Origin of the sequence: Pseudomonas sp. GM21 (assembly GCF_000282215.1) — a bacterium.
Classification (GTDB): domain Bacteria; phylum Pseudomonadota; class Gammaproteobacteria; order Pseudomonadales; family Pseudomonadaceae; genus Aquipseudomonas.
Genome location: NZ_AKJS01000066.1, coordinates 1 through 19517 on the forward strand (window position 1 = coordinate 1; position 19517 = coordinate 19517).

19 protein-coding genes and 1 pseudogene are annotated in these 19517 nt (G+C 58.0%); 6 read left to right on the top strand and 14 right to left on the bottom strand.

The window, feature by feature from the left end; all coding sequences use genetic code 11:
* From PMI22_RS20735 to PMI22_RS20725, 3 genes and pseudogenes are all read left to right on the top strand, one after another.
* Nucleotides 1-576, top strand: a pseudogene (locus PMI22_RS20735) (type IV secretion protein Rhs); the annotation flags it as partial.
* Between the two features lie 7 nt (nt 577-583).
* Entirely contained in the window at nt 584-994 is a 411-nt protein-coding gene (locus PMI22_RS20730) for a hypothetical protein (protein ID WP_007944415.1), read from the top strand.
* A gap of 360 nt (nt 995-1354) precedes the next feature.
* Nucleotides 1355-1678: a hypothetical protein gene (locus PMI22_RS20725; RefSeq protein ID WP_007944416.1), complete on the top strand. Its 324-nt coding sequence runs from the start codon at nt 1355-1357 to the stop codon at nt 1676-1678.
* Nucleotides 1679-1945: 267 nt separating this feature from the next.
* On the opposite strand, the gene PMI22_RS20720 is transcribed toward PMI22_RS20725, so the two are convergent.
* Nucleotides 1946-4027 (bottom strand): carboxy terminal-processing peptidase, encoded by a 2082-nt coding sequence (locus PMI22_RS20720; protein WP_007944417.1) that lies wholly within the window; start codon nt 4025-4027, stop codon nt 1946-1948.
* Nucleotides 4028-4166: 139 nt separating this feature from the next.
* Between PMI22_RS20720 and PMI22_RS20715 the strand changes: the two genes are divergently transcribed.
* Entirely contained in the window at nt 4167-5129 is a 963-nt protein-coding gene (locus tag PMI22_RS20715; protein WP_007944418.1) for a zinc-binding dehydrogenase, read from the top strand.
* 112 nt (nt 5130-5241) lie between these two features.
* Here PMI22_RS20715 and PMI22_RS20710 read toward each other — a convergent pair whose 3' ends face one another.
* From PMI22_RS20710 to PMI22_RS20685, 6 genes are all read right to left on the bottom strand, one after another.
* Nucleotides 5242-5895: an HAD family hydrolase gene (locus PMI22_RS20710; RefSeq protein ID WP_007944419.1), complete on the bottom strand. Its 654-nt coding sequence runs from the start codon at nt 5893-5895 to the stop codon at nt 5242-5244.
* A 110-nt stretch (nt 5896-6005) separates the two neighbouring features.
* Nucleotides 6006-6995, bottom strand: a complete 990-nt coding sequence (locus PMI22_RS20705) for an ABC transporter ATP-binding protein (RefSeq protein WP_007944420.1) — start codon at nt 6993-6995, stop codon at nt 6006-6008.
* Nucleotides 6992-7792 (bottom strand): ABC transporter permease, encoded by an 801-nt coding sequence (locus tag PMI22_RS20700; RefSeq protein WP_007944421.1) that lies wholly within the window; start codon nt 7790-7792, stop codon nt 6992-6994. Before PMI22_RS20700 ends, PMI22_RS20705 begins: the two co-directional genes overlap by 4 nt.
* Entirely contained in the window at nt 7779-8624 is an 846-nt protein-coding gene (locus PMI22_RS20695; protein ID WP_007944422.1) for an ABC transporter permease, read from the bottom strand. Before PMI22_RS20695 ends, PMI22_RS20700 begins: the two co-directional genes overlap by 14 nt.
* Nucleotides 8621-9427 (bottom strand): alkaline phosphatase family protein, encoded by an 807-nt coding sequence (locus PMI22_RS20690; RefSeq protein WP_007944423.1) that lies wholly within the window; start codon nt 9425-9427, stop codon nt 8621-8623. Before PMI22_RS20690 ends, PMI22_RS20695 begins: the two co-directional genes overlap by 4 nt.
* Before the next feature lie 172 nt (nt 9428-9599).
* Nucleotides 9600-10664: an ABC transporter substrate-binding protein gene (locus PMI22_RS20685; protein ID WP_007944424.1), complete on the bottom strand. Its 1065-nt coding sequence runs from the start codon at nt 10662-10664 to the stop codon at nt 9600-9602.
* A gap of 361 nt (nt 10665-11025) precedes the next feature.
* On the opposite strand from PMI22_RS20685, the gene PMI22_RS20680 reads away from it, so the two are divergent.
* Complete coding sequence (locus PMI22_RS20680; protein ID WP_007944425.1) at nt 11026-11739, top strand: UTRA domain-containing protein; 714 nt, start codon at nt 11026-11028, stop codon at nt 11737-11739.
* A gap of 28 nt (nt 11740-11767) precedes the next feature.
* Here PMI22_RS20680 and PMI22_RS20675 read toward each other — a convergent pair whose 3' ends face one another.
* From PMI22_RS20675 to minC, 7 genes are all read right to left on the bottom strand, one after another.
* Nucleotides 11768-13924 carry a mechanosensitive ion channel family protein gene (locus PMI22_RS20675; RefSeq protein WP_033049018.1) on the bottom strand — a complete coding sequence of 719 codons (2157 nt, stop codon included), beginning with the start codon at nt 13922-13924 and terminating at the stop codon, nt 11768-11770.
* 77 nt (nt 13925-14001) lie between these two features.
* Nucleotides 14002-14178, bottom strand: a complete 177-nt coding sequence (locus tag PMI22_RS31570; RefSeq protein WP_007944427.1) for a hypothetical protein — start codon at nt 14176-14178, stop codon at nt 14002-14004.
* A gap of 176 nt (nt 14179-14354) precedes the next feature.
* A complete protein-coding gene (locus PMI22_RS20670; protein ID WP_007944428.1) occupies nt 14355-15644 on the bottom strand; it encodes a M18 family aminopeptidase in 1290 nt (429 codons plus the stop codon).
* 55 nt (nt 15645-15699) lie between these two features.
* Entirely contained in the window at nt 15700-16335 is a 636-nt protein-coding gene (locus tag PMI22_RS20665) for an RluA family pseudouridine synthase (protein ID WP_007944430.1), read from the bottom strand.
* 90 nt (nt 16336-16425) lie between these two features.
* The gene (gene minE, locus PMI22_RS20660) at nt 16426-16680 is read right to left on the bottom strand and encodes a cell division topological specificity factor MinE (protein ID WP_007944431.1); all 255 of its coding nucleotides are present in this window, start codon (nt 16678-16680) and stop codon (nt 16426-16428) included.
* Nucleotides 16680-17492 (bottom strand): septum site-determining protein MinD, encoded by an 813-nt coding sequence (minD, locus tag PMI22_RS20655; RefSeq protein ID WP_007944432.1) that lies wholly within the window; start codon nt 17490-17492, stop codon nt 16680-16682. The genes minE and minD overlap by 1 nt, the downstream gene beginning before the upstream one ends.
* Before the next feature lie 201 nt (nt 17493-17693).
* Nucleotides 17694-18431: a septum site-determining protein MinC gene (gene minC / locus PMI22_RS20650; protein WP_033049029.1), complete on the bottom strand. Its 738-nt coding sequence runs from the start codon at nt 18429-18431 to the stop codon at nt 17694-17696.
* Nucleotides 18432-18549: 118 nt separating this feature from the next.
* On the opposite strand from minC, the gene PMI22_RS20645 reads away from it, so the two are divergent.
* Entirely contained in the window at nt 18550-19482 is a 933-nt protein-coding gene (locus PMI22_RS20645) for a lipid A biosynthesis lauroyl acyltransferase (protein ID WP_007944434.1), read from the top strand.
* The last annotated feature ends 35 nt before the right edge of the window (nt 19483-19517 follow it).

The following is a 19517-nucleotide window of genomic DNA, read 5'->3' on the forward strand; positions in this document are numbered from 1 at the left end:
TACACGCCGAATCCGACGGGGTGGGTTGATCCGTTGGGGTTGAGCGGGAACTGTCCGCCACCGAATAAGCCTGGGTGTGGGGCGCCGGATGATACGACTGGCACTAGGGTGGATGAGGGTGAGCCTGAGTTACCCAAGCGTAAGTTAAGTGCTGCGGAGCTTGCCGAGAATGAAATTAGACGGTTGGATAAAAGCCAGGGCATGCATATGGTGGGGAAACATAGTCCAGCAGTACCAGATGCCAAATGGAAGCAGCGAGCTATTGATGGTACGGATCCGATAACTGGTAGAAAACCCTGGCACCAACGTGGTAATCCAAGCTCCAGATTTAGCAGTTGGGAGTTGATGCTCGAGGCTTACACTCTTGCAACAACAAGAACGAAGAACGGTCTTCCGCGTTACACGGGGAAAGACAATGAGGACAACGATGTTGTCAGAATGAGACTTCCGGGCGCGGGGGAAGGGTACATGCCAAATTCCAAATCAAAAGAAAATCCGAAGTTGATCGGTTTGGACGGATTTGAAATGAAATTTGATGATGACGGCGTGCCATTTACGCTGTATCCGATTAAGTAGAGAAAAAATGCTTATTGATCCTGGAACTGAACAGCCATACGTCCCGACGCCTTCATATTTTTTAGGGTGTTTTGATATTTATGATCGCGAAGAGACCCTTGGGGAGGAGTTGGAACAGTTTGATCCCAATAATCCTGCAGACAGGGAAGAGCTAATACTCAAGTACTGCCTGACTAGAAAACGGTCATACCGACATCGATTTTTACTTTATAAGTGCTTGGAAGAGGCGCTTCAGGACGCAGCATATGATTTTAAGTCGCTGCTGGCGTATGACCCAGAAGCATATTCGTCATTTCCTTGCGGCTGGGATGAGATGGATAACACCAGAGCTTTTTTCGAGGATATCTTCCGGTTGGCAACCTTGGAATGGAAAGACGATCTTCAAAAAGCCAGTCTTGAAGACCAATCCACTTGGTAGGCGACGTTTGTGAAACGGAAGCGAAATTTCTGGGCAAGGTCGTCGGAAGTTTCCTTCAACTTGTAGCGGCTTTCATGAACTGGTGCGAAGTGAGATCCATGGATAGTCTTTGGCTGTCCCTGCAAATGCAGTGGCAGGGTGTAGGAACCCTTGGGTATTCACCGCGCGTCAGCGCTGTCGTGTGATTGCGGCACTTAATCAGTGTCCGTAAGATCGTTCGCGGCGGCTGTGCGCGGGGCACGCTTCGGCGTGGCTGAGTTTGGTGGGTACCTCAGTTTCCTACTCCCGCGTACGGCTGCCACCCAAGCCCGTAGGAAAGGCCGTTGGTAGCTTAAATTTATCCGCCAAAGGTCTGAAAAAATGAAAACCCTTCACCCCGATCCCCCCTACGAAAAACCAATCCCCCACCCCAAAAGCCGCTTCATGGCTCTCACCAGCAACTGCACCGACATGCCCACGCTGTTCGTCGATACCCACGCGCCGCTCGATGTTTTATACGACGCCGCCAACTATCGAATTCGCGCCGTCACGCAGGTGCTGGAGAACATGTCGATGCGCGGATCGGTTGAGTGTGAGTCGTTCATTCTTAGTGATTTTGCGTTGCTGTGCGCCATTCCGTTGCGCGATGGGTGTGATGTGCTGGATGTGCTCGGGCGGCGGTTGCGGGCTCAGGCTTCGGAGTAACGCCGCTGAAAGATCATTCCCACGCTCCGCGTGGGAATGCAGCCCGTGACGCTCTGCGTCACAGGGGTGCCCGGCGCGATGCCGGCGCTGTAGCTGGAACGCGGAGCGTCCCTGGAGGCATTCCCACGCGGAGCGTGGGAACGATCACAATATCTAGGCGATAAAAAAGGACTGGGAGCAGACTCTTGTTCAAGAGTTGCTCCCAGTCCCTTATTTCGCGACAGATGATGACGCTCCGGAGAGCGCCAGCATTAATTTGCCATCATCTTAGTGCTTGGCGACCGCGGTGTTGAGTTTCAGGTAGTCCAACAGGATCCGACCAGCCTCGCTCAGGTAAGCGTCGTCTTCTGGCTTGGTCTTGTCCGGCTCGGCCGCGATGGCGTCTTCGTCTTCTTTTTTCAGCTCTTTGAGCGGCTCTTCGCCTTTGGCCTTGCGACGGATGTTTTCCATCGCCAACTGTTTGGCTTCGATGTCGGTGTGCTGCGCCCGACGCTCGACTTCGTTGAGGCTAACGGTTTTTTCATCCATCAGCTTCTGCGCCAAGGCCAGCTTGTCGCGGATGAACACGAACTCCGCGTCTTTGGCCGAGCGAGCGTCATGCTCGGACTTGAGCTGTGTGATGTACGGCTTGAACGGATCAACCGCAGGCTTGATGGCCGGTTTGATGGTGTCCCACGGCATGGCTTCCGGAAGGGCGCTTTCACCGATTTCCTTGGTGTCGATGATCGACGGGTAATCAATATCTGGCAGTACGCCCTGATGCTGGGTGCTCTGGCCGGAAACCCGGTAGAACTTGGCCAGGGTCAGTTTCAGCTCGCCATGGTTCAGCGGTTGAATGGTCTGCACGGTGCCTTTGCCGAATGTCTGGCCACCGATGATCAGCGCGCGGTGGTAATCCTGCATGGCGCCGGCAAAAATTTCCGATGCCGAGGCGGACAAGCGGTTGACCAACAACACCATCGGGCCTTTGTAGAAGGCGCCCGGGTTTTCATCTTCCAGCACATCGACCCGGCCATCGGCGTTACGCACCAGAACCGTAGGCCCCTTGTCGATGAACAGACTGGTCAGCTCGGTGGCTTCCTGCAAGGAACCGCCGCCGTTGTTGCGCAGGTCGATAACTACGCCGTCGACCTTGTCTTTCTGCAACTCGGTCAGCAGTTTCTTGACGTCGCGTGTGGTGCTCTTGTAGTCCGGATCGCCTGCACGGAAAGCTTTGAAGTCGAGGTAGAAAGCCGGAATCTCGATGACGCCGAGCTTGTAGTCCTTGCCATCCTGTTTCAGGTTGAGGACCGACTTCTTCACCGCCTGATCTTCAAGCTTCACCGCTTCGCGGGTGATCGGCACGATTTTGCTGGTCTGGTCGTTGGGTGCATTGCTGGCCGGAATCACTTCCAGGCGCACCACGGTGCCTTTCGGACCACGGATCAATTTGACCACTTCGTCCAGGCGCCAGCCGACCACGTCGACCATCTCTTTATTGCCTTGGGCAACACCGATGATCTTGTCGGCAGGGGCAACCATTTTGGTCTTGTCGGCCGGGCCGGCAGGCACCAGACGCACGACTTTTACCTGGTCGTTGTCGCTCTGCAACACGGCGCCGATGCCCTCCAGGGACAGACTCATGTTGATGTCGAAGTTTTCCGCATTATCCGGTGACAGATAGTTGGTGTGCGGGTCGTAGGACATGGCGAAGGTGTTGATGTACGCCTGGAAGATGTCTTCCGCACGGGTCTGGTCCAGGCGCGCCAACTGGTTCTTGTAGCGCTTGATCAAGGTTTCCTGAATCTGCTTGGAGTCCTTGCCCGCAATCTTTTGCCGCAGCACTTCGTCCTTGACGCGTTTGCGCCACAGGTCGTTGAGTTCGGCAGTGGATTTGAGCCAAGGTGCGTCCTTGCGGTCGATCAGCAAGGTTTCCTTGGCGGTGAAGTCGATCTTGTCGACGCCTTTGTTCAACTCGGCAAGGGCGAAGTCCAGACGCGCCTTGACGCGGTCCAGGTAGCGCTTGTAAATGGTGAACCCGGCATTGAGGTCGCCGCTTTTGAGGAAATCGTCAAACTGGGTTTTCCACTTGTCGAATTCGGCAATGTCGCTGGCCATGAAGTAGCTGCGCGACGGGTCCAGCAGCTTGAGATAGCTGTCGTAGATGATCACGGAACGCGCGTCATCGAGCGGCGGTTTGCTGTAGTGATGGCGCTTGAGCAATTCGACTACGTTCAGACTGGCGATTACTTCGTCACGATCAGGCTGAAGCTTGTCCCAGCTATTGGCGGCAAACGTATTGGTCGACAGCGGCAACAGGCCGATACCGATGCAGAGGGCAAGGGCGGAGCCAGAGAAAAAATGCTTCATGCTGATTCGACGCGGGGACAATTGATCACGCATATTAGGCCGTCTTTGAAGTCGCCGGATCCACGAGAACCGGTCGCATAATGCAAGAAAGCCCGGCGCTACAGCTACGGGCTCAGTCCAGACTCACTATGGAGGCACTGTGAAAGCATTGCAAGGCGTTGAAGGTCAAGTGGAGTGGCTTGAAGAGCCCAGTCCTACATGCGATGTAGGACAAGTTCGTATCCGAGTGGCGGCAGCGGGTCTCAATCGTGCCGATTTGTTGCAGAAAGCGGGCCTCTATCCACCCCCGCCGGGAGCCAGTCAAGTACTGGGTCTTGAGTGTTCAGGGGTGATCAGCGAGGTGGGCGCGGGGTCTTCCTGGCAGGTCGGTGATCGGGTTTGCGCCTTGCTGGCCGGGGGTGGAATGGCCGAAGAAGTAGTTGTCGACGGGCGGCATGTGTTGCCGGTTCCCGAAGGACTGTCCCTGGTCGAGGCGGCCGCCTTGCCAGAAGTATATGCGACCGTTTGGCTGAATTTGTTTCAGCTGGCTGCGCTCAAACCGGGTGAGAAAGTTCTTCTGCACGCCGGAGCAAGTGGAATTGGTTCAGCTGCCATTCAGCTCTGCAAGGCGTTTGGTAATCCGTGCTGGGTCAGCGTCGGTTCCGCCGAGCGTTTGGCTTACTGTGAAGCACTGGGGGCGCAGGGTGGGGTGGTGCGCAAGGGTGGCCTGGACAGTTTGAATGATCTGGGGCCGTTCGATGTGATCCTGGATCCAGTGGGCGGCAACTACGCCGCGCTGAATCTGAAGCTGCTGGCCCGCGATGGACGTTGGGTGCTGATCGGCCTGATGGGTGGGCGTGAGGCACAACTGGATCTGGCGCAGGTGCTGGCCAAGCGTGTGCAACTGCTGGGCTCGACGTTGCGCAACCGCGACGAGCAGTTCAAGGCGGACTTGTTCAGTGATCTGAGCCAGCATGTCTGGCCATTGTTTGCAGAGGGGCGTTTGAGCCCGCAACTGGCCAGGACGTTCCCGATCAAGGATGCCGAAGCGGCGTTTGCGGAGTTGGCGAGCAATACTGTGGCGGGGAAACTGGTGTTGGTGATCGACGAAAGCCTGACCTGACAACACAAAACCTGTGAGAACTAGCCTGCTGGCGATGAACGATGGCGCGGTTTTCCAGCTGAACCGCGTCATCGTTCATCGCCAGCAGGCTAGCTCCCACAGGGGATTTGCGTTACTTCCAGATATGGATCGGCCAGCCGGCTTTTTCGGCGTGCTCAAGCAGGACCGGGTCGGGGTTTACCACGTGTGGGAAATCCACCTTCAGAAGCAGCGGCAAATCGTTACGTGAGTCGGAATAAAAGCTCGCGCCTTCCAGGTTTTCCTCTTCCGCATCCAGCCATTCCAGCAGACGGGTGATTTTGCCTTCGCGGTAGGTCAGCGTGCCAACGGTGTGGCCGCTGTACACCCCATGCGCGACTTCCAGTTCAATGCCGAGAATCTCGTCAATGCCCAGGCGATCTGCAATCGGCCGCACCAGGTGCGTGCCAGACGCCGATATCACCAGAATCCGGTCGCCAGCCTTGCGATGGGCGGCAATCGCTTTAGTAGCGTCGCTGAAGATGATTGGCTCGATGAAATCTTCAACCCATGGCCCGACCAGGTGATCGACCTCTTCAGGCGTCCGGCCGATCATCGGCTCAAGGCTGAACTCCATGTACTCTTCCATACGCAACTTGCCGTGGCTGTAAGCGTCCATCAGCTCATTGTTCTGCCGCATGAACGACTCAGGGTCGACCCAACCCAAGCGGCCCATTTGCTCGCTCCAGAGGGTGGCGCAGTCGCCGTGGATCAGGGTTTCGTCCAGATCAAAAATTGCCAGGGCCATCAGTGGGTTCTCCCTGAGAACAGCTTCAAGCGGCAAGCTTCAAGCTGCAAGGTGGATAGAGGTAATCAGTCGTTTACTTGCAGCTTACAGCTTGAAGCTTGCAACTGCTTTCAAGCTACCTCACAGAGCGCCGCTGGATCGATGGAAAGCGCCAGACGCTGACCATCGGGATGCAGGTCGGCCGCCGAGCGGTTCAGAACATCCACCACCAATTCCACGCCGCGGGCTTCGACCCGGTAACGAATCACGTTGCCGAGCAAGCTGTGGCTGCGCACCTGGGCGTCCAGTTGACCGTTCAGACTCAGCTCGATGGCTTCCGGGCGAATCGCTATGCGGTGGTTGATCGGCCGTTGCAGCAACCTTGTAGCACTGTCGGCGTCCAGCAAGTTGTAATTGCCGATAAATCCGGCGGCAAACACATCCACAGGCGCGGTGTACAGGGTTTCGGCGTCTCCGCTTTGTACGATCTTTCCCTGATTCATCAGGAAAATCCGGTCAGACATGGTCAGCGCTTCTTCCTGATCGTGTGTGACGAAAATCGTGGTCAGGCCCAGTTCGCGCTGGATCTGACGGATCTGTTCGCGCAAGTGCTTGCGAATCCGTGCGTCGAGGGCCGACAGCGGTTCATCCAGCAACAACAGTCGTGGTCGCGTGACCAGCGAGCGGGCGAGGGCCACACGCTGGCACTGACCACCAGACAGTTGATGAGGGAACCGCGCGGCGAAGTCGTTCAGTTCCACCAGCTTGAGCACTTCGGCAACGCGCCTTTGGCTGTCGTCGGCGTTGACCTTCTGCATCCGCAGGCCAAAGGCGATGTTTTGTTCCACGGTCATGTTCGGGAACAGTGCATAACTCTGAAAGACCATGCCGATCCCGCGTTTCTGCGGGCTCAATGGAACGAGGTCCTGACCCTCCAGCAAAATCTTGCCGCCATCGACCGAGGTCAGGCCGGCGATGCAACGCAACAGTGTCGATTTACCGCAACCTGACGGGCCGAGCAGGGTGACGAACTCACCCTTCTGGATCTCGCAGTTGATGTCGCTGAATACCGTGGTGCCCGAGTAGTTTTTTTGCAAATGTTGGACGCTGACATAGCTCATTCGCTTTTGTCCTTGTTCAAGATATTGGCCGCCCAGGTCAGAACCAGCACAAAGAAGAAATAGGAAATCACCAGCGCACTGGTGAAGTGGCCGCTGCTGTTGCGCATGTTGTTGAGGTAGACCTGCAGGGTTTCGTAGCGGGTGCCGACGAGGATGTTGGCGAACACGAATTCCCCGAACAGGAACGAGAACGACAGCAGAAGCGCCACCATCAAGCCCTTGCGCAGGTTTGGCAGCACCACCAGGAACGCCGCTTGCCAGGTGCTGGCGCCGAGCAACTGTGCGGCGTCCATCAGGTCGCGCAGGTTGATGGCTTGCAGGTTGTTGGTGATCGCCCGGTACATGAACGGCGACGCAATCGTGAAATAGCAGCCAATCAAAATCCACGGTGTACCCACCATCGCGAACGGTCCGGAACCGTAGAGCTGCAACAGCCCCACCGACGACACCACTGGCGGCACCGCGAAGGGCAGCAGGATCAGAATGTTCATCAGGGCGTCGAGTTTCGGGAAGTGGTAATGCACCACAAACAGCAATGGCAGAATCAGTACCACCGACAACAGCAACGAGCCGACGCAGACCAGCAGTGACTGACCGAACGCACCGAGGAAGCGCGGGTCGCTCCACAGCTGGAGGTACCATTTGAAGGTAAAACCGCTGGGCAGAATGGTCGCCGACCAACTGCTGGAGATCGAGTAGATCAGCGTCCCGATCAGCGGCAACAACAGAATGGCAAACAGCAGGTACACCACGATGCGGTGATAGACACCGACGGGGCCCAGTTCAACGCGAGACATGGTAGCTCCTCTTCAACAGCAGCTGATGCACGAGGGTCACCAGGGTCATCAAGGCCACCAGCACCACCGCCAGGGCACTGGCGAGGTTCGGGTCCAGGGAAATATCACCAGAGACCATCGCCGCGATGCGGATGGTCATCACGTTGAAGTTGCCGGTGGTCAGCGCGTAAACCGTCGCGTAGGCGCCGAGGGCATTGGCCAGCAGGATCACGAACGTACCGAGCAACGCCGGCGTCAGTACCGGTAAGCCGATATGCCGCCAGAACTGCCAGCCGTTTGCGCCGAGCAATTCGGCGGACTCACGCCAGTCTTCGCGCAAGGCATCGAAAGCCGGGTAGAGCAGCAACACGCCGAGCGGAATCTGGAAATAGGTGTAGAGAATAATCAGCCCGGTTTTCGAGTACAGGTTGAAATCCTGAATGATCCCGGCCTGCTTGAGCATGATGGTGAAGCTGCCGTTGAAGCCCAGCAGGATGATGAACGCGAAGGCCAGGGGCACGCCGGCGAAGTTGCTGGTCATGTTGGCGAAAGCGTTGACGAAATTACGCAGTTTCGAGTCGACCCGGCGCAGGGAGTAGGCACCCAGCACCGCGATAATGATCCCGAATACGCTGGACCAGAAACTGATCTCGAGGCTGTACTGGATCGCCTGCAAGTAGAACTTTGAACTGAAAATCTTGGTGAAGTTGGCCAGTCCCCAGCCGAATTCTTCCGACTCCAGACTGTTGATCATTACCCAGACCAGCGGGGCGATTTCAAACACGATAAAAAACAGGGCGAAAGGTACAAGGCACAAGGCTGCCAACCACTTGCTACGGGTATTGGCATTCACTTGAGCAGCTCCTGGCACACCGGTTTGTCGTGGGCCACGCCCAGCAATTTGCAAATCGTGCCGCAGATTTCGGTCTGTTTCGGCGTGGCGTCGGGGTTGAGACTGAACGCGTCACCGAGGACAAACAGCGGCACTTCGCGCTCTTCCGGCAACAGGCCGTTGTGGGAGCGGTCGTTGTTCATGCCGTGGTCGGCGGTCACCAGCACTTGATAACCGGCGTCGAGCCAGGTGCGCAGGTAGTCAGCCAGAATAATGTCGGCCGTGCGCGCGCTGTTGCGGTATTGCGGGGTGTCGAGACCGTGTTTGTGCCCGGCGTCGTCGATGTTCATCGGGTGGATCAAGAGAAAATTCGGCGCATGACGCAGGCGCAGGCTTTCGGCGTCGGCGAACAGGTGAGAGTCCGGGTAGTGGTCGTTCCAGTAGAAGTGACCGTGCTGGATAGGCAGGAATTCATCATCGGTGTGACGATCCCGTGCAGCCACAAACGGCGAACGGTTATACAGCTCGCTGACCCAGTGATACGCCGCTGCGGCAGTTATCAGACCGGCGTCCGTGGCGTAGTGATAAATGCTGCGCTGGTTGGACAGGCGCGAGACATTGTTGTGAACGATGCCGCTCTCGATGGGCGGGACACCCGTGAGAATGCATTCGTAGAGTGGACGGGACAGGGACGGCAGTTCGCACTCAAGTTTGTAGAGCGCGGCGCGCCCAGCGCCGACGTACGCCTGCAAGTGCCCCATGGTGTGGCGTGCGACGTCGTGGTTGAGACCGTCGAGCACGACAAGGATGACGTTGTGCTTCATGGGCTGAAACTCCGCAATACAAAAATTCAGAAACTCAGGCTTCACTCGATCCAATGTGGGAGCGGCGGTGCGACGATTCGACTTGCTGGCGAAAGCGGTGTGCCAGTCAACCTAAATGTTGAATGTAAAACCGCTTTCGCGAGCAGGCTCGCTCCCACAGGGATTTACGACATCACTTCATTTCTACGATGACTTCTTCGTTCCACATCTGAGGAAGGGCTTTGGAGGTCTTTTCCCATGCGTCGGCGTCTTTGATCGGCTTCACGTTCTTGTACTGCTCGTTAGGCAGCAGCTTGGACTTCACGTCGTCTGGCAGTGTGATGTGCTCGGCACGGATCGGACGTGCGTTGCCTTTTGCCAGGTTGATCTGGCCGGCGTCGCTGAAAATGTATTCGCGGGTCAGCTTGGCGGCGTTCGGGTTTTTCGCGTACTTGTTGATGATGGTGGTGTAGCCGGAGATCACTGAACCATCGGACGGGATCAGCACCACGTAATCATCCGGGTTAGCCATCTTGGCCTTGTAGCTCAGGCCGTTGAAGTCCCAGACCACGCCGACTTCGATCTCGCCTTTTTCCATGGCGCCAATGACCGGGTTGGACATCGACAGGCGACCCTGCTTGGCGAGATCGGCGAATAGCAGCAGCGCAGGCTTGAGGTTTTTCTCGTCGCCGCCGTTGGCCAGTGCCGCCGACAGAACGCCGTTTGCAGCCTGGGCCGCGGTGCTTACGTCACCAATGGAAACTTTGTACTTGCCAGTTTTGAGGTCAGCCCACTTGGTCGGCACTTCGGAACCGTGCAGCAGTTTTTTGTTGATGATAAACGCGATGGAGCCGGTATAGGCCAGTGCCCAGTTACCGTCCTTGTCCTTGGCCCAGGGCGGAACCTGATCCCAGGTCGTCGGCTTGTACGGTTGCACCACGCCTTGCTTGACCGCGATCGGGCCGAAGGCTGCACCCACGTCGCCGATGTCAGCGCTGGCGTTGTCTTTTTCAGCGGCGAACTTGGCAATTTCCTGGGCCGAGCTCATGTCGGTGTCGATGTGTTTGAGGCCGTAGGTTTTGGCCAGGTCTTCCCAGGTGCCTTTCCAGTTGGCCCAGTCATCGGGCATGCCGACGCTGTTGACGGCGCCTTCCGCTTTCGCAGCGGCTTCGAGGGTTTTCAAATCATCAGCCGCCATGGCGGCGGTGCACATGGCTATGGTCGAGCCTAACAGTGATGCCAGGAAAAGCTTTTTCATCCGAAGCTCCTTTGGGCGTTTTCAACGCTGCGATTGCGGTTGTGTTGGTCTAGGTCAGCAATACCTGAGCCAATTTAGGCGGGCTCGATGACACTTTCATGTCGGTCGTCGCCCGGCAGCACAGTTATTTGCCCGGTATTGGCAGGTGCACGGTAAGCGTAGACCATGGGTAAAGACCCCGTGAGCAAGGGACTTGGCGGATGTATTGCAGGGTTTTCGGCAACCGTGGGAATGACCGTTGGGTGGCTTTGTCATCGATCAGTCATCTGCATTGCCTACGCTTGCAGCATGTCGATGAACCGGTTTGACAACGCGATTTTGCTCTGTAACAGCGCTGGTCTAGTCCAGATAGGTAACTTTGATGCGTGATGAGGCAACGAAAGCGGTGACGGCCATTGGTCAGGTCTTGCAGGAGCAGCTCGACCACGGTTTGTTGGCGCCCGGCAGCAAGCTTCCGGCCGAGCGCAAGCTCAGTGAGTTGTTCGGGACCACACGGATTACCGTGCGCGAGGCGTTGTTGCAACTGGAAGCGCAGGGCCAGATTTATCGCGAAGAGCGCCGTGGCTGGTTCGTTTCACCGCCGCGTCTGGCCTATAACCTGATGCAACGCAGTCACTTTCACGCGATGGTCAGCGCGCAGGGTCGTGTGCCGTCCACCGAAGTGATTTCGGCGCGGTTGCAACCGGCCTCGGCAGCGGTGTGCGCGTGGTTGCAGTTGCCGGCGCTGTCGAGCGTGATCCAGATTTGCCGCGCGCGACGTATTGATGGGCGGCTGGTGTTATACGTGGAGCACTATTTGAATCCGCTGTATTTTCCGGGAATTCTTGAATTCGATTTGAATCAGTCGATCACCGAGTTGTACGCACGGCATTACGACTTGCACTACGGGCGGGTGCGTTTCGAAATAGTCCCGACATCGCTCTCGGTGGATGCGGCCGCCGCGTTACGCGTTTCGGTGGGCAGCCCGGGTTTGCGCATTGCGCGGGTCAACTACGATCAGCATGAGCGGTTGATCGACTGTGACCTGGAGTTCTGGCGCCATGATGCGATTCATGTCGGGGTTGATGTGGTTTAGTTCGCAGAAAACCGAGTCGCCGCCATCGCTATTCCTTCTGCGCTTCACCCGTCGCCGTAACAACCTGAACACTCATGCGCGGCGTCGCCAGGTCCAGGCCCGCCTCATCCAGATGCCGCTTGAGCGACAGGTTGAATGCCCGTGAAACCTCCCACTGTTTGATCGGCGCGGTTTTGAACCGGGCGCGAAGGATCGCATTGCCAGACTCGAAACTCTCGACCCCCTGGATTTCCAGTGGCGACCAGATGTTGCGACGTTGCAGTGGGTCGGTGCGCATTTTCTGACCGACTTCGCGCATCAGTTTTATCGCGCTATCTATGTCCATGTCGGACGGCACCGCTACCCGGAAAATCGCGTAGCCGAATTCCCGGGAGTAGTTCTTGATGCTTTTGATTTCGCTGAAGGGAATGGTGTGGACGATGCCGTCGATGTCTCGCAGGCGCACCGTGCGGATGGTCAGCCCTTCCACGGTGCCCAGGTGGCCGCCGACGTCCACATAGTCGTCGATGGCCAGGGAGTCTTCGATGATGATGAACAGCCCGGTGATCAAGTCCGCGACCAGCGACTGCGCACCGAAACCGATGGCCAGACCGATCACGCCGGCACCGGCCAGTAATGGCGTGACGTTCATGCCCATGTTCGCCAGCGCGACGATCAGCGCAATAATAAAGATCGCCACGAACAGCACGTTGCGAATCAACGGCATCATCGTCTGTGCGCGGGTATTGGCCAGGCCTTTGCGGGATCGGGTGAGGGCGAGGTGCACGGCCGTGTCGCTGAGAATCCAGATCAGCCAGGCGAAAATCAGCGTGCCGGCGAGGCTGAACAGTTTGACGCTGACTTCATGGCCTTCACCTTCAGTGAACGTGATCAGCGACATGCCCCAAACCCGCAGGCCGAGCTCGATGAACGCCAACCACACCAGCAAGTGAACGAGGGTGTAGAAAAAGTTTTTCAGGCGTTCCGAATACAGCGCATGGCGCTTTACACCGCGTTGCGGTTTAAGGGCGTGGCGCCGCACCAGTCCATTGATGACCATGCTCAACACCAGCAACACGGTGCAGATCAGCGACTGGCGCAATGCGGTGCTGGTGTCGCCCGCCGAGATAAACGTGGCGAACAGCGAGACGCCCACCAGCACCAGTGCCGGGACGTACCAGAAGGTACCGAGAATCTCGATGGTATCGCTCAGGGCGCGACGGGTCAGGCGCCGGGACAGTGGCTGGTTGCGGATCAAATGCGCAATCGGCCGGCGAAACCGCAAGATGAACAGCCCGGTCGAAATCGCGGCCAGTACGTTGGCCGCCGTCGCCGCCGTGTGCGCCAGATGGCTGCCGAGACCGGCGATCAGTCGCGGATCGTTCAGCGCCTCACCAAACGCGGCGAAACTGCCGATCAGCCACAATGGCCGAAATGCCTGGTGCCGCAGGATATACAAGGCGCGGTGGCGGTGCGGACCATCGAGCAGGGAGAACGCGATCACACAGATCGCCGAGAAACAGGTGCCAACCACCAACGCGTAAGCCAGCACCATGGCCAGGCTTTTGCCCAGTGAGGAGGGCAGGGCGTAGCTCATGTAGACGGTGATCACCAGGGCGACCATCCATGGCCCAATCTTGCGCAAGGCGAAGCGCAACATGTCCAGCGCCTTGGGGTGTTGCGGCAGTTCCTCGGTCAGGCCGAAGCGCGTGCGCACCCGGTGACTGATCCAGATCAGGGCCGCCGCCAACAGGCTCCAGACCATCAGGATCATGGCGAACGCGAAGATGATCGGCAGCCACTCACTGGCCGGCAACAACAATGCTGTCAGTTCGTCCCTGGCCTGATCGAGTTCTTCAGTCCAGCGTGTGAGCGGGCTGTCGGCCCCGGAGAATTGTTTTTCGAACGTGGCCAGCGTGCCGCCGATCAAGCCCAGTACGCCTTCTTCGGCGGCGGGTTGCGCCTTTTTGGTGGCATCGCGCAGTTTCTTCAGGTCGGCCAGCAGTTTGCTGCGCTGCTGATCGTTTTCCAGCGACTTGATGACTTCGTCCAGCGATTGGCCCAACGGTTCTTGCGCCTCTGGCTGGGCTTTGGTCGAACTGCCGAGCAGGCCCGGCAAACCGACCGCCTGGGCTGGCGTCATCGGCAGCAACGTCATGAGGCAGACAAGGAAGAAACACGGCAGGGCGAAAAGACGGGCAAGCACTAGGCGGTCAACCTCGGGATGAACGGATCGTCCGAGTGTACGAGCCCCTCTAAATCAATGCGAGTCAGGGGGAGGGTTTATTCATTGAGTTTGGCGAGGATCTTGAAAATCACGGTGCCGAAAATGGTCAGCATCCCAACCCACATGGCAAATACACCGGCGTTTTTGTCGCGAAAGTTGAAGCCGATTGCCAGCATGAGCATCCCGGCGAGGATCGGGACCAGCATGGCGTGAAACGAAGACAGCGAGATCATGGAGACGGCCTTGTCAGTGGTTAATTTAAGTCTAGGTGGCTTTTGGGTGGCTGATTGTCAGGTGTGTAAAACAACATGCTGTGGTGGCAGTGCCGCCGTCATCGCGAGCAGGCTCACTCCCACATTGGAATGCAATTCAACTGTGGGAGCTAAGCGGCTCGCGATGCTTTTAGGGGTTACGGCAATTCCTGGCAGGCGTAGAACGCGCTCAGCACTTTGACCAGGTGCGCCAGGTCGTGGCTGCCGCACAGTTCGCGGATCGAGTGCATGGCGAACGTCGGCAGGCCGATGTCCACGGTGCGCACGCCCAGGTGGCTGGCGGTGATCGGGCCGATGGTCGAGCCACAGCCCATGTCGCTGCGCACCACAAAGCTTTGCACCGGTACTTCCTCGGCCATGCACAGGTGGCGGAAGAAGCCGGCGGTTTCGCTGTTGGTGGCGTAACGCTGGTTGCTGTTGACCTTGATCACCGGGCCGGCGTTGAGTTTCGGGCCGTGGTTGGCGTCGTGTTTGTCGGCGTAGTTGGGGTGCACGCCGTGGGCGTTGTCGGCCGAAACCAGCAGGGATTTCTGAATGGTGCGCACGAACTCGTCACCTTCAGGCAGCAGACGACGCAACGTCTGCTCAAGCATCGGACCATCAGCGCCGCACGCCGAACAGGAACCGACTTCTTCGTGATCGTTGCAGACCAGCACACAGGTTTCGTCGGTTTCGGCACTGAGCAATGCTTGCAGGCCGGCGTAGCACGACAACAGGTTATCCAGGCGCGCGCCGGCGATGAAGTCACCATGCAGGCCGATGACCGCAGCGCTTTGCGTGTCGTAGAAACTCAACTCGTAATCCAGCACCACGTCGGCGTTCAAGCCATGTTCCAGTGCCAGTTGATTGGTGAGCACGGCGCGGAAGTCCACGCGCTCGTCACCGGCGAATTGCGCGAGGATCGGCGGCAATTCGGTCTGCGCGTTGATCGCCCAGCCCATGTTGGCTTCACGGTTAAGGTGAATCGCCAGATTCGGAATGGTGGCGATGGGCGCCTTGAAGTCGATCAACTGGCTCTCGACCTTGCCGTCGCGGCGGAAGGTCACGCGGCCGGCGAGGGACAGGTCACGGTCAAACCAGGGCGCGAGCAACGCACCACCATAGACTTCGACACCCAATTGCCAGAAACCCTGACGCTGCAGCTCAGGCTGTGGCTTGACCCTCAGGCACGGGCTGTCGGTGTGGGCGCCGACCAGGCGAATTCCGCCATGCAACGGTGAATGCCGACCCATCTTGATCGCGACGATGGAGGAGTCGTTACGGGTGACGTAGTAACGACCGTTGGCTTCGGTGGTCCAGGGCTCGCGCTCGTCAAGGCGTACAAAGCCCGCCGCTTCCAGGCGTTGAACGAGGCTGGCAGTGGCATGGAATGGGGTAGGGGAGGCCTTGAGGAAGTCGATCAGGCCTTGGTTCAACTCTTCGCGCATAAGAAGCTCCAGACAGCAGTGGCGCCAGTTTAACGTATTGAAAGCTCATCGGGCGTCAGAACGGTGCCGGGCACTCGAAGCGCAAGCGTTCACCGGTTTGAGGGTGGGTGAAGCTGAGCATGCTGGCGTGCAGGCACAGGCGAGGCCAGGCGGCCAGGGCTTGCTCATGGGCATAGAGCCCGTCACCCAGTAGCGGGTGGCCGATGGAGAGCATGTGCACGCGCAATTGGTGCGAGCGGCCGGTGATCGGCGTCAGCTCGACGCGGCACCAGTCGCCACAGCGTTCCAGCACGCGCCAGAAGGTCAGGGCGTGCTTGCCGAATTCGTGGTCGACCACATGGCGTGGTTTGGTCGGCGGATCATAGCGCAAGGGCAAGTCGATGCTGCCGCTGTCCAGTTCCGGCTGACCCCAGCACAATGCCGTATAGGCTTTTTCGGTTTCGCGGTCGTGAAATTGCCGAGACAGCTCGCGATGAGTGTCCGGGTCACGGGCCAGAAGAATAATGCCGGAGGTTTCCCAGTCCAGGCGATGGACGATTCGTGCTTCCGGGTAGCCGTTTTCTTGCAGGCGGGTAATCAGGCAATCCTTGTTGTCGTCAGCCCGGCCAGGGACGGAGAGCAACAGGGTCGGTTTGTTCACCACCAGTACGGCGGCGTCCTGATGGATGATGTGGACATTGGACAACGGCATTAAAACAGCCTCGTAACAAACGCCAACGGCGGCTCAGGCCCCTTCCAGTGGCAGAAGGGCCCTGAGCCGCCGTGGCTCCGACCGGATCGATTAACGATCTGGCAGGGTGATATTGAGTTCCAGAATCGAGCAGCTGCCCTGGTTTTCCAGAGCGACGTGCACGTCATCGGACCCGATATTGACGTACTTGCGGATCACTTCCACCAGTTCCTTCTGCAAGGCTGGCAGGTAGTCCGGGGTACTGCGTTGGCCGCGTTCATGCGCCACGATGATCTGTAGACGCTCTTTCGCTACCGATGCGGTACTTGGCTTCTTGTTGGCACGAAAGAAGTCAAAAATGTTCATTATCTACCTCCAAACAGGCGCTCGAAGAATCCCTTCTTCGTGACATCGAGAAAACGATGTTCCACGGTTTTGCCCAGCAGGCGATCGACGGCATCGCTATACGCCTGACCGGCGTCGCTCTGGTCGTCGAGAATGACTGGCACGCCCGAGTTGGAGGCCTTGAGCACCGCTTGCGATTCCGGAATCACACCCAGCAGGGCGACAGCCAGAATCTCTTTGACGTCTTCGACGCCGAGCATTTCGCCATCGCTGACGCGTTGCGGGTTGTAGCGGGTCAGCAGCAAGTGTTCCTTGATCGGCTCTTCGCCTTTTTCAGCGCGGCGCGATTTGCTGGCCAGCAGGCCCAGCATACGGTCCGAGTCACGAACCGAGGACACTTCCGGGTTGGTCACGATAATCGCTTCATCAGCGAAGTACATGGCCAGGTGGGCGCCTTTTTCGATGCCCGCCGGGGAGTCGCAGACCACGAATTCGAAGTCTTCTTTCAGCGCCATCAGGACTTTTTCAACGCCTTCCTGAGTCAGCGCGTCTTTGTCGCGGGTTTGACTGGCGGCCAGGACGTAGAGGTTTTCCAGGCGCTTGTCTTTGATCAGGGCTTGCTGCAGGTTGGCTTCGCCGTTGACCACGTTGACGAAGTCATACACCACGCGACGCTCGCAACCCATGATCAGGTCGAGGTTACGCAAGCCGACGTCGAAGTCGACGATGACTGTTTTGTGACCACGCAGAGCGAGGCCGGTACCGATAGCGGCGCTGGTGGTGGTCTTACCCACACCACCCTTGCCGGATGTAACCACGAGAATCTTGGCCAAGGTGTTTCACCCCTAAGGAAAAAGGACATTTAGCCCCTGAAAAACATCTCTTGAAAAACTACTGCAGTCGGACAGCCTTGGCTGGAATACGGTTTTGGGCGGGGCTTACCTCCGGTAAACACTGCTTGTAGCCGTTTTCCTACTTCGTTTGAGCCGTTTTCGCTACGTTTTAGAGATGCTTGGAAAATGCGGCAGTATCCGTTAAAGCCGAATGATGTTCAACACGTCGCCGGACAGGCTGACCTGTACGCCCGCGCCCCACAAGGGATCGCGACGCAGATCCTCGGAGACCTTGTAGTGGCCTGCGATGGACACCAGTTCAGCGCTCATTTGCTGACAAAAAATCCTGGCTTTCGTGTCGCCTTTGACGCCGGCCAACACACGACCACGCATCGGACCGTATACATGGATATTGCCATCGGCGAGAAGTTCCGCCCCCGGGCTGACTGATGAAATCACCACCAAATCGCAACCCTGGGCATAAATCTGCTGGCCCCCACGTACTGGCGAAGTGATGATTTTCGTCGGTTTGATGGTCGGTTCCGGCGGTTTTTCCGGTTTTTTCTTCACCTGACCTTCGAGCGGGTCAAGCGCACGCTCACGGGCACCGGATGGCGGCAGTACGGGCAGATCGATGGCAATGGCGGCAGCGATGTCTTCAATGCGACTGGCGCGGATGGCCAGCGTGCGCAAGCCATGCTGGCGACAGACGCGCATCAGGCCCGGCAAATCCACCGCGCCTTCACCCGCTGGAAGCTTGTCCAGGGCCAGCACCAGCGGCGCATTGCTGAAAAAATTAGGCGCCTGAGCGACCTTGGCGGCCAGTTGCCGATCAAGGTTATCGAGGTCGTTGCGGGCCAGTTCCAGCACCGTGATGGCGAGCATGCTGCCCTTCAACTGGAACACGGGATCCTGGTCTTGCGGTTCGGTTTGGCTCATGGTCGGCATACAACGGCTTGTCACTAAAAGTGCCGAGACTTATAACGAGAACGCCCGCAAGCCGCAAGCCGGGTCGAACGATGTAGAATGTGCGGCCATTGTCTTTCCGGAACCTTTAATGGATCGCCCGCGTTTTCGAAAAACATTTCTTATGCCGCGTTTCTGGCCGCTGTGGTGCGGCTTGGGGTTGTTGTGGCTGATTGTTCAGCTGCCATATCCGGCGTTGCTGTTTATCGGTCGCCTGCTCGGTGCCCTGATGTATCGGCTGGCCGGCGACCGACGGCGCATTGCCAAGCGCAACCTTGAACTGTGTTTCCCTGAAAAGTCCGCCGCCGAGCGCAAGCGTCTGCTCAAGGAAAACTTTGCCTCGACCGGCATCGCCTTCTTCGAAATGGCCATGAGCTGGTGGTGGTCGCGTCAGCGTCTGGCCAAACTGGCCCATGTCGAAGGCCTGGAGCACCTGAAAAAGGCTCAGCAGGACGGCAAGGGCGTGATCCTGATGGCGGTGCATTTCACCACGCTGGAAATCGGCGCGGCGCTGTTGGGGCAGCAACACACCATCGACGGCATGTATCGCGAGCACAAGAATCCGCTGTTCGATTACGTCCAGCGTCGTGGTCGCGAGCGGCACAACCTCGATTCGCTGGCGGTGGAGCGCGATGACGTGCGCGGCATGCTCAAGTTGCTGCGCGCGGGTCGAGCGATCTGGTATGCACCGGATCAGGACTACGGCGCCAAGCAAAGCATTTTTGTACCGCTGTTTGGCATTCAGGCGGCCACCGTGACCGCCACCAGCAAGTTTGCGCGGCTGGGCAAGGCATTGGTGGTGCCGTTCACTCAAGAGCGCCTGGCCGATGGCAGCGGTTATCGACTGATGATTCATGCGCCGCTCGAAGGTTTCCCCGGTGAAACGGAAGAGGCCGATTGCATCCGCATCAATCAGTGGGTCGAAAGCACCTTGCGTGAATGCCCGGAGCAATACCTCTGGGCTCACCGCCGCTTCAAGAGTCGCCCGCCGGGCGAGCCGAAGCTGTACAAAAAACGCGGTTGAGTGACCGATCCCTTTAAGCGCCATGGAGTGTTGCG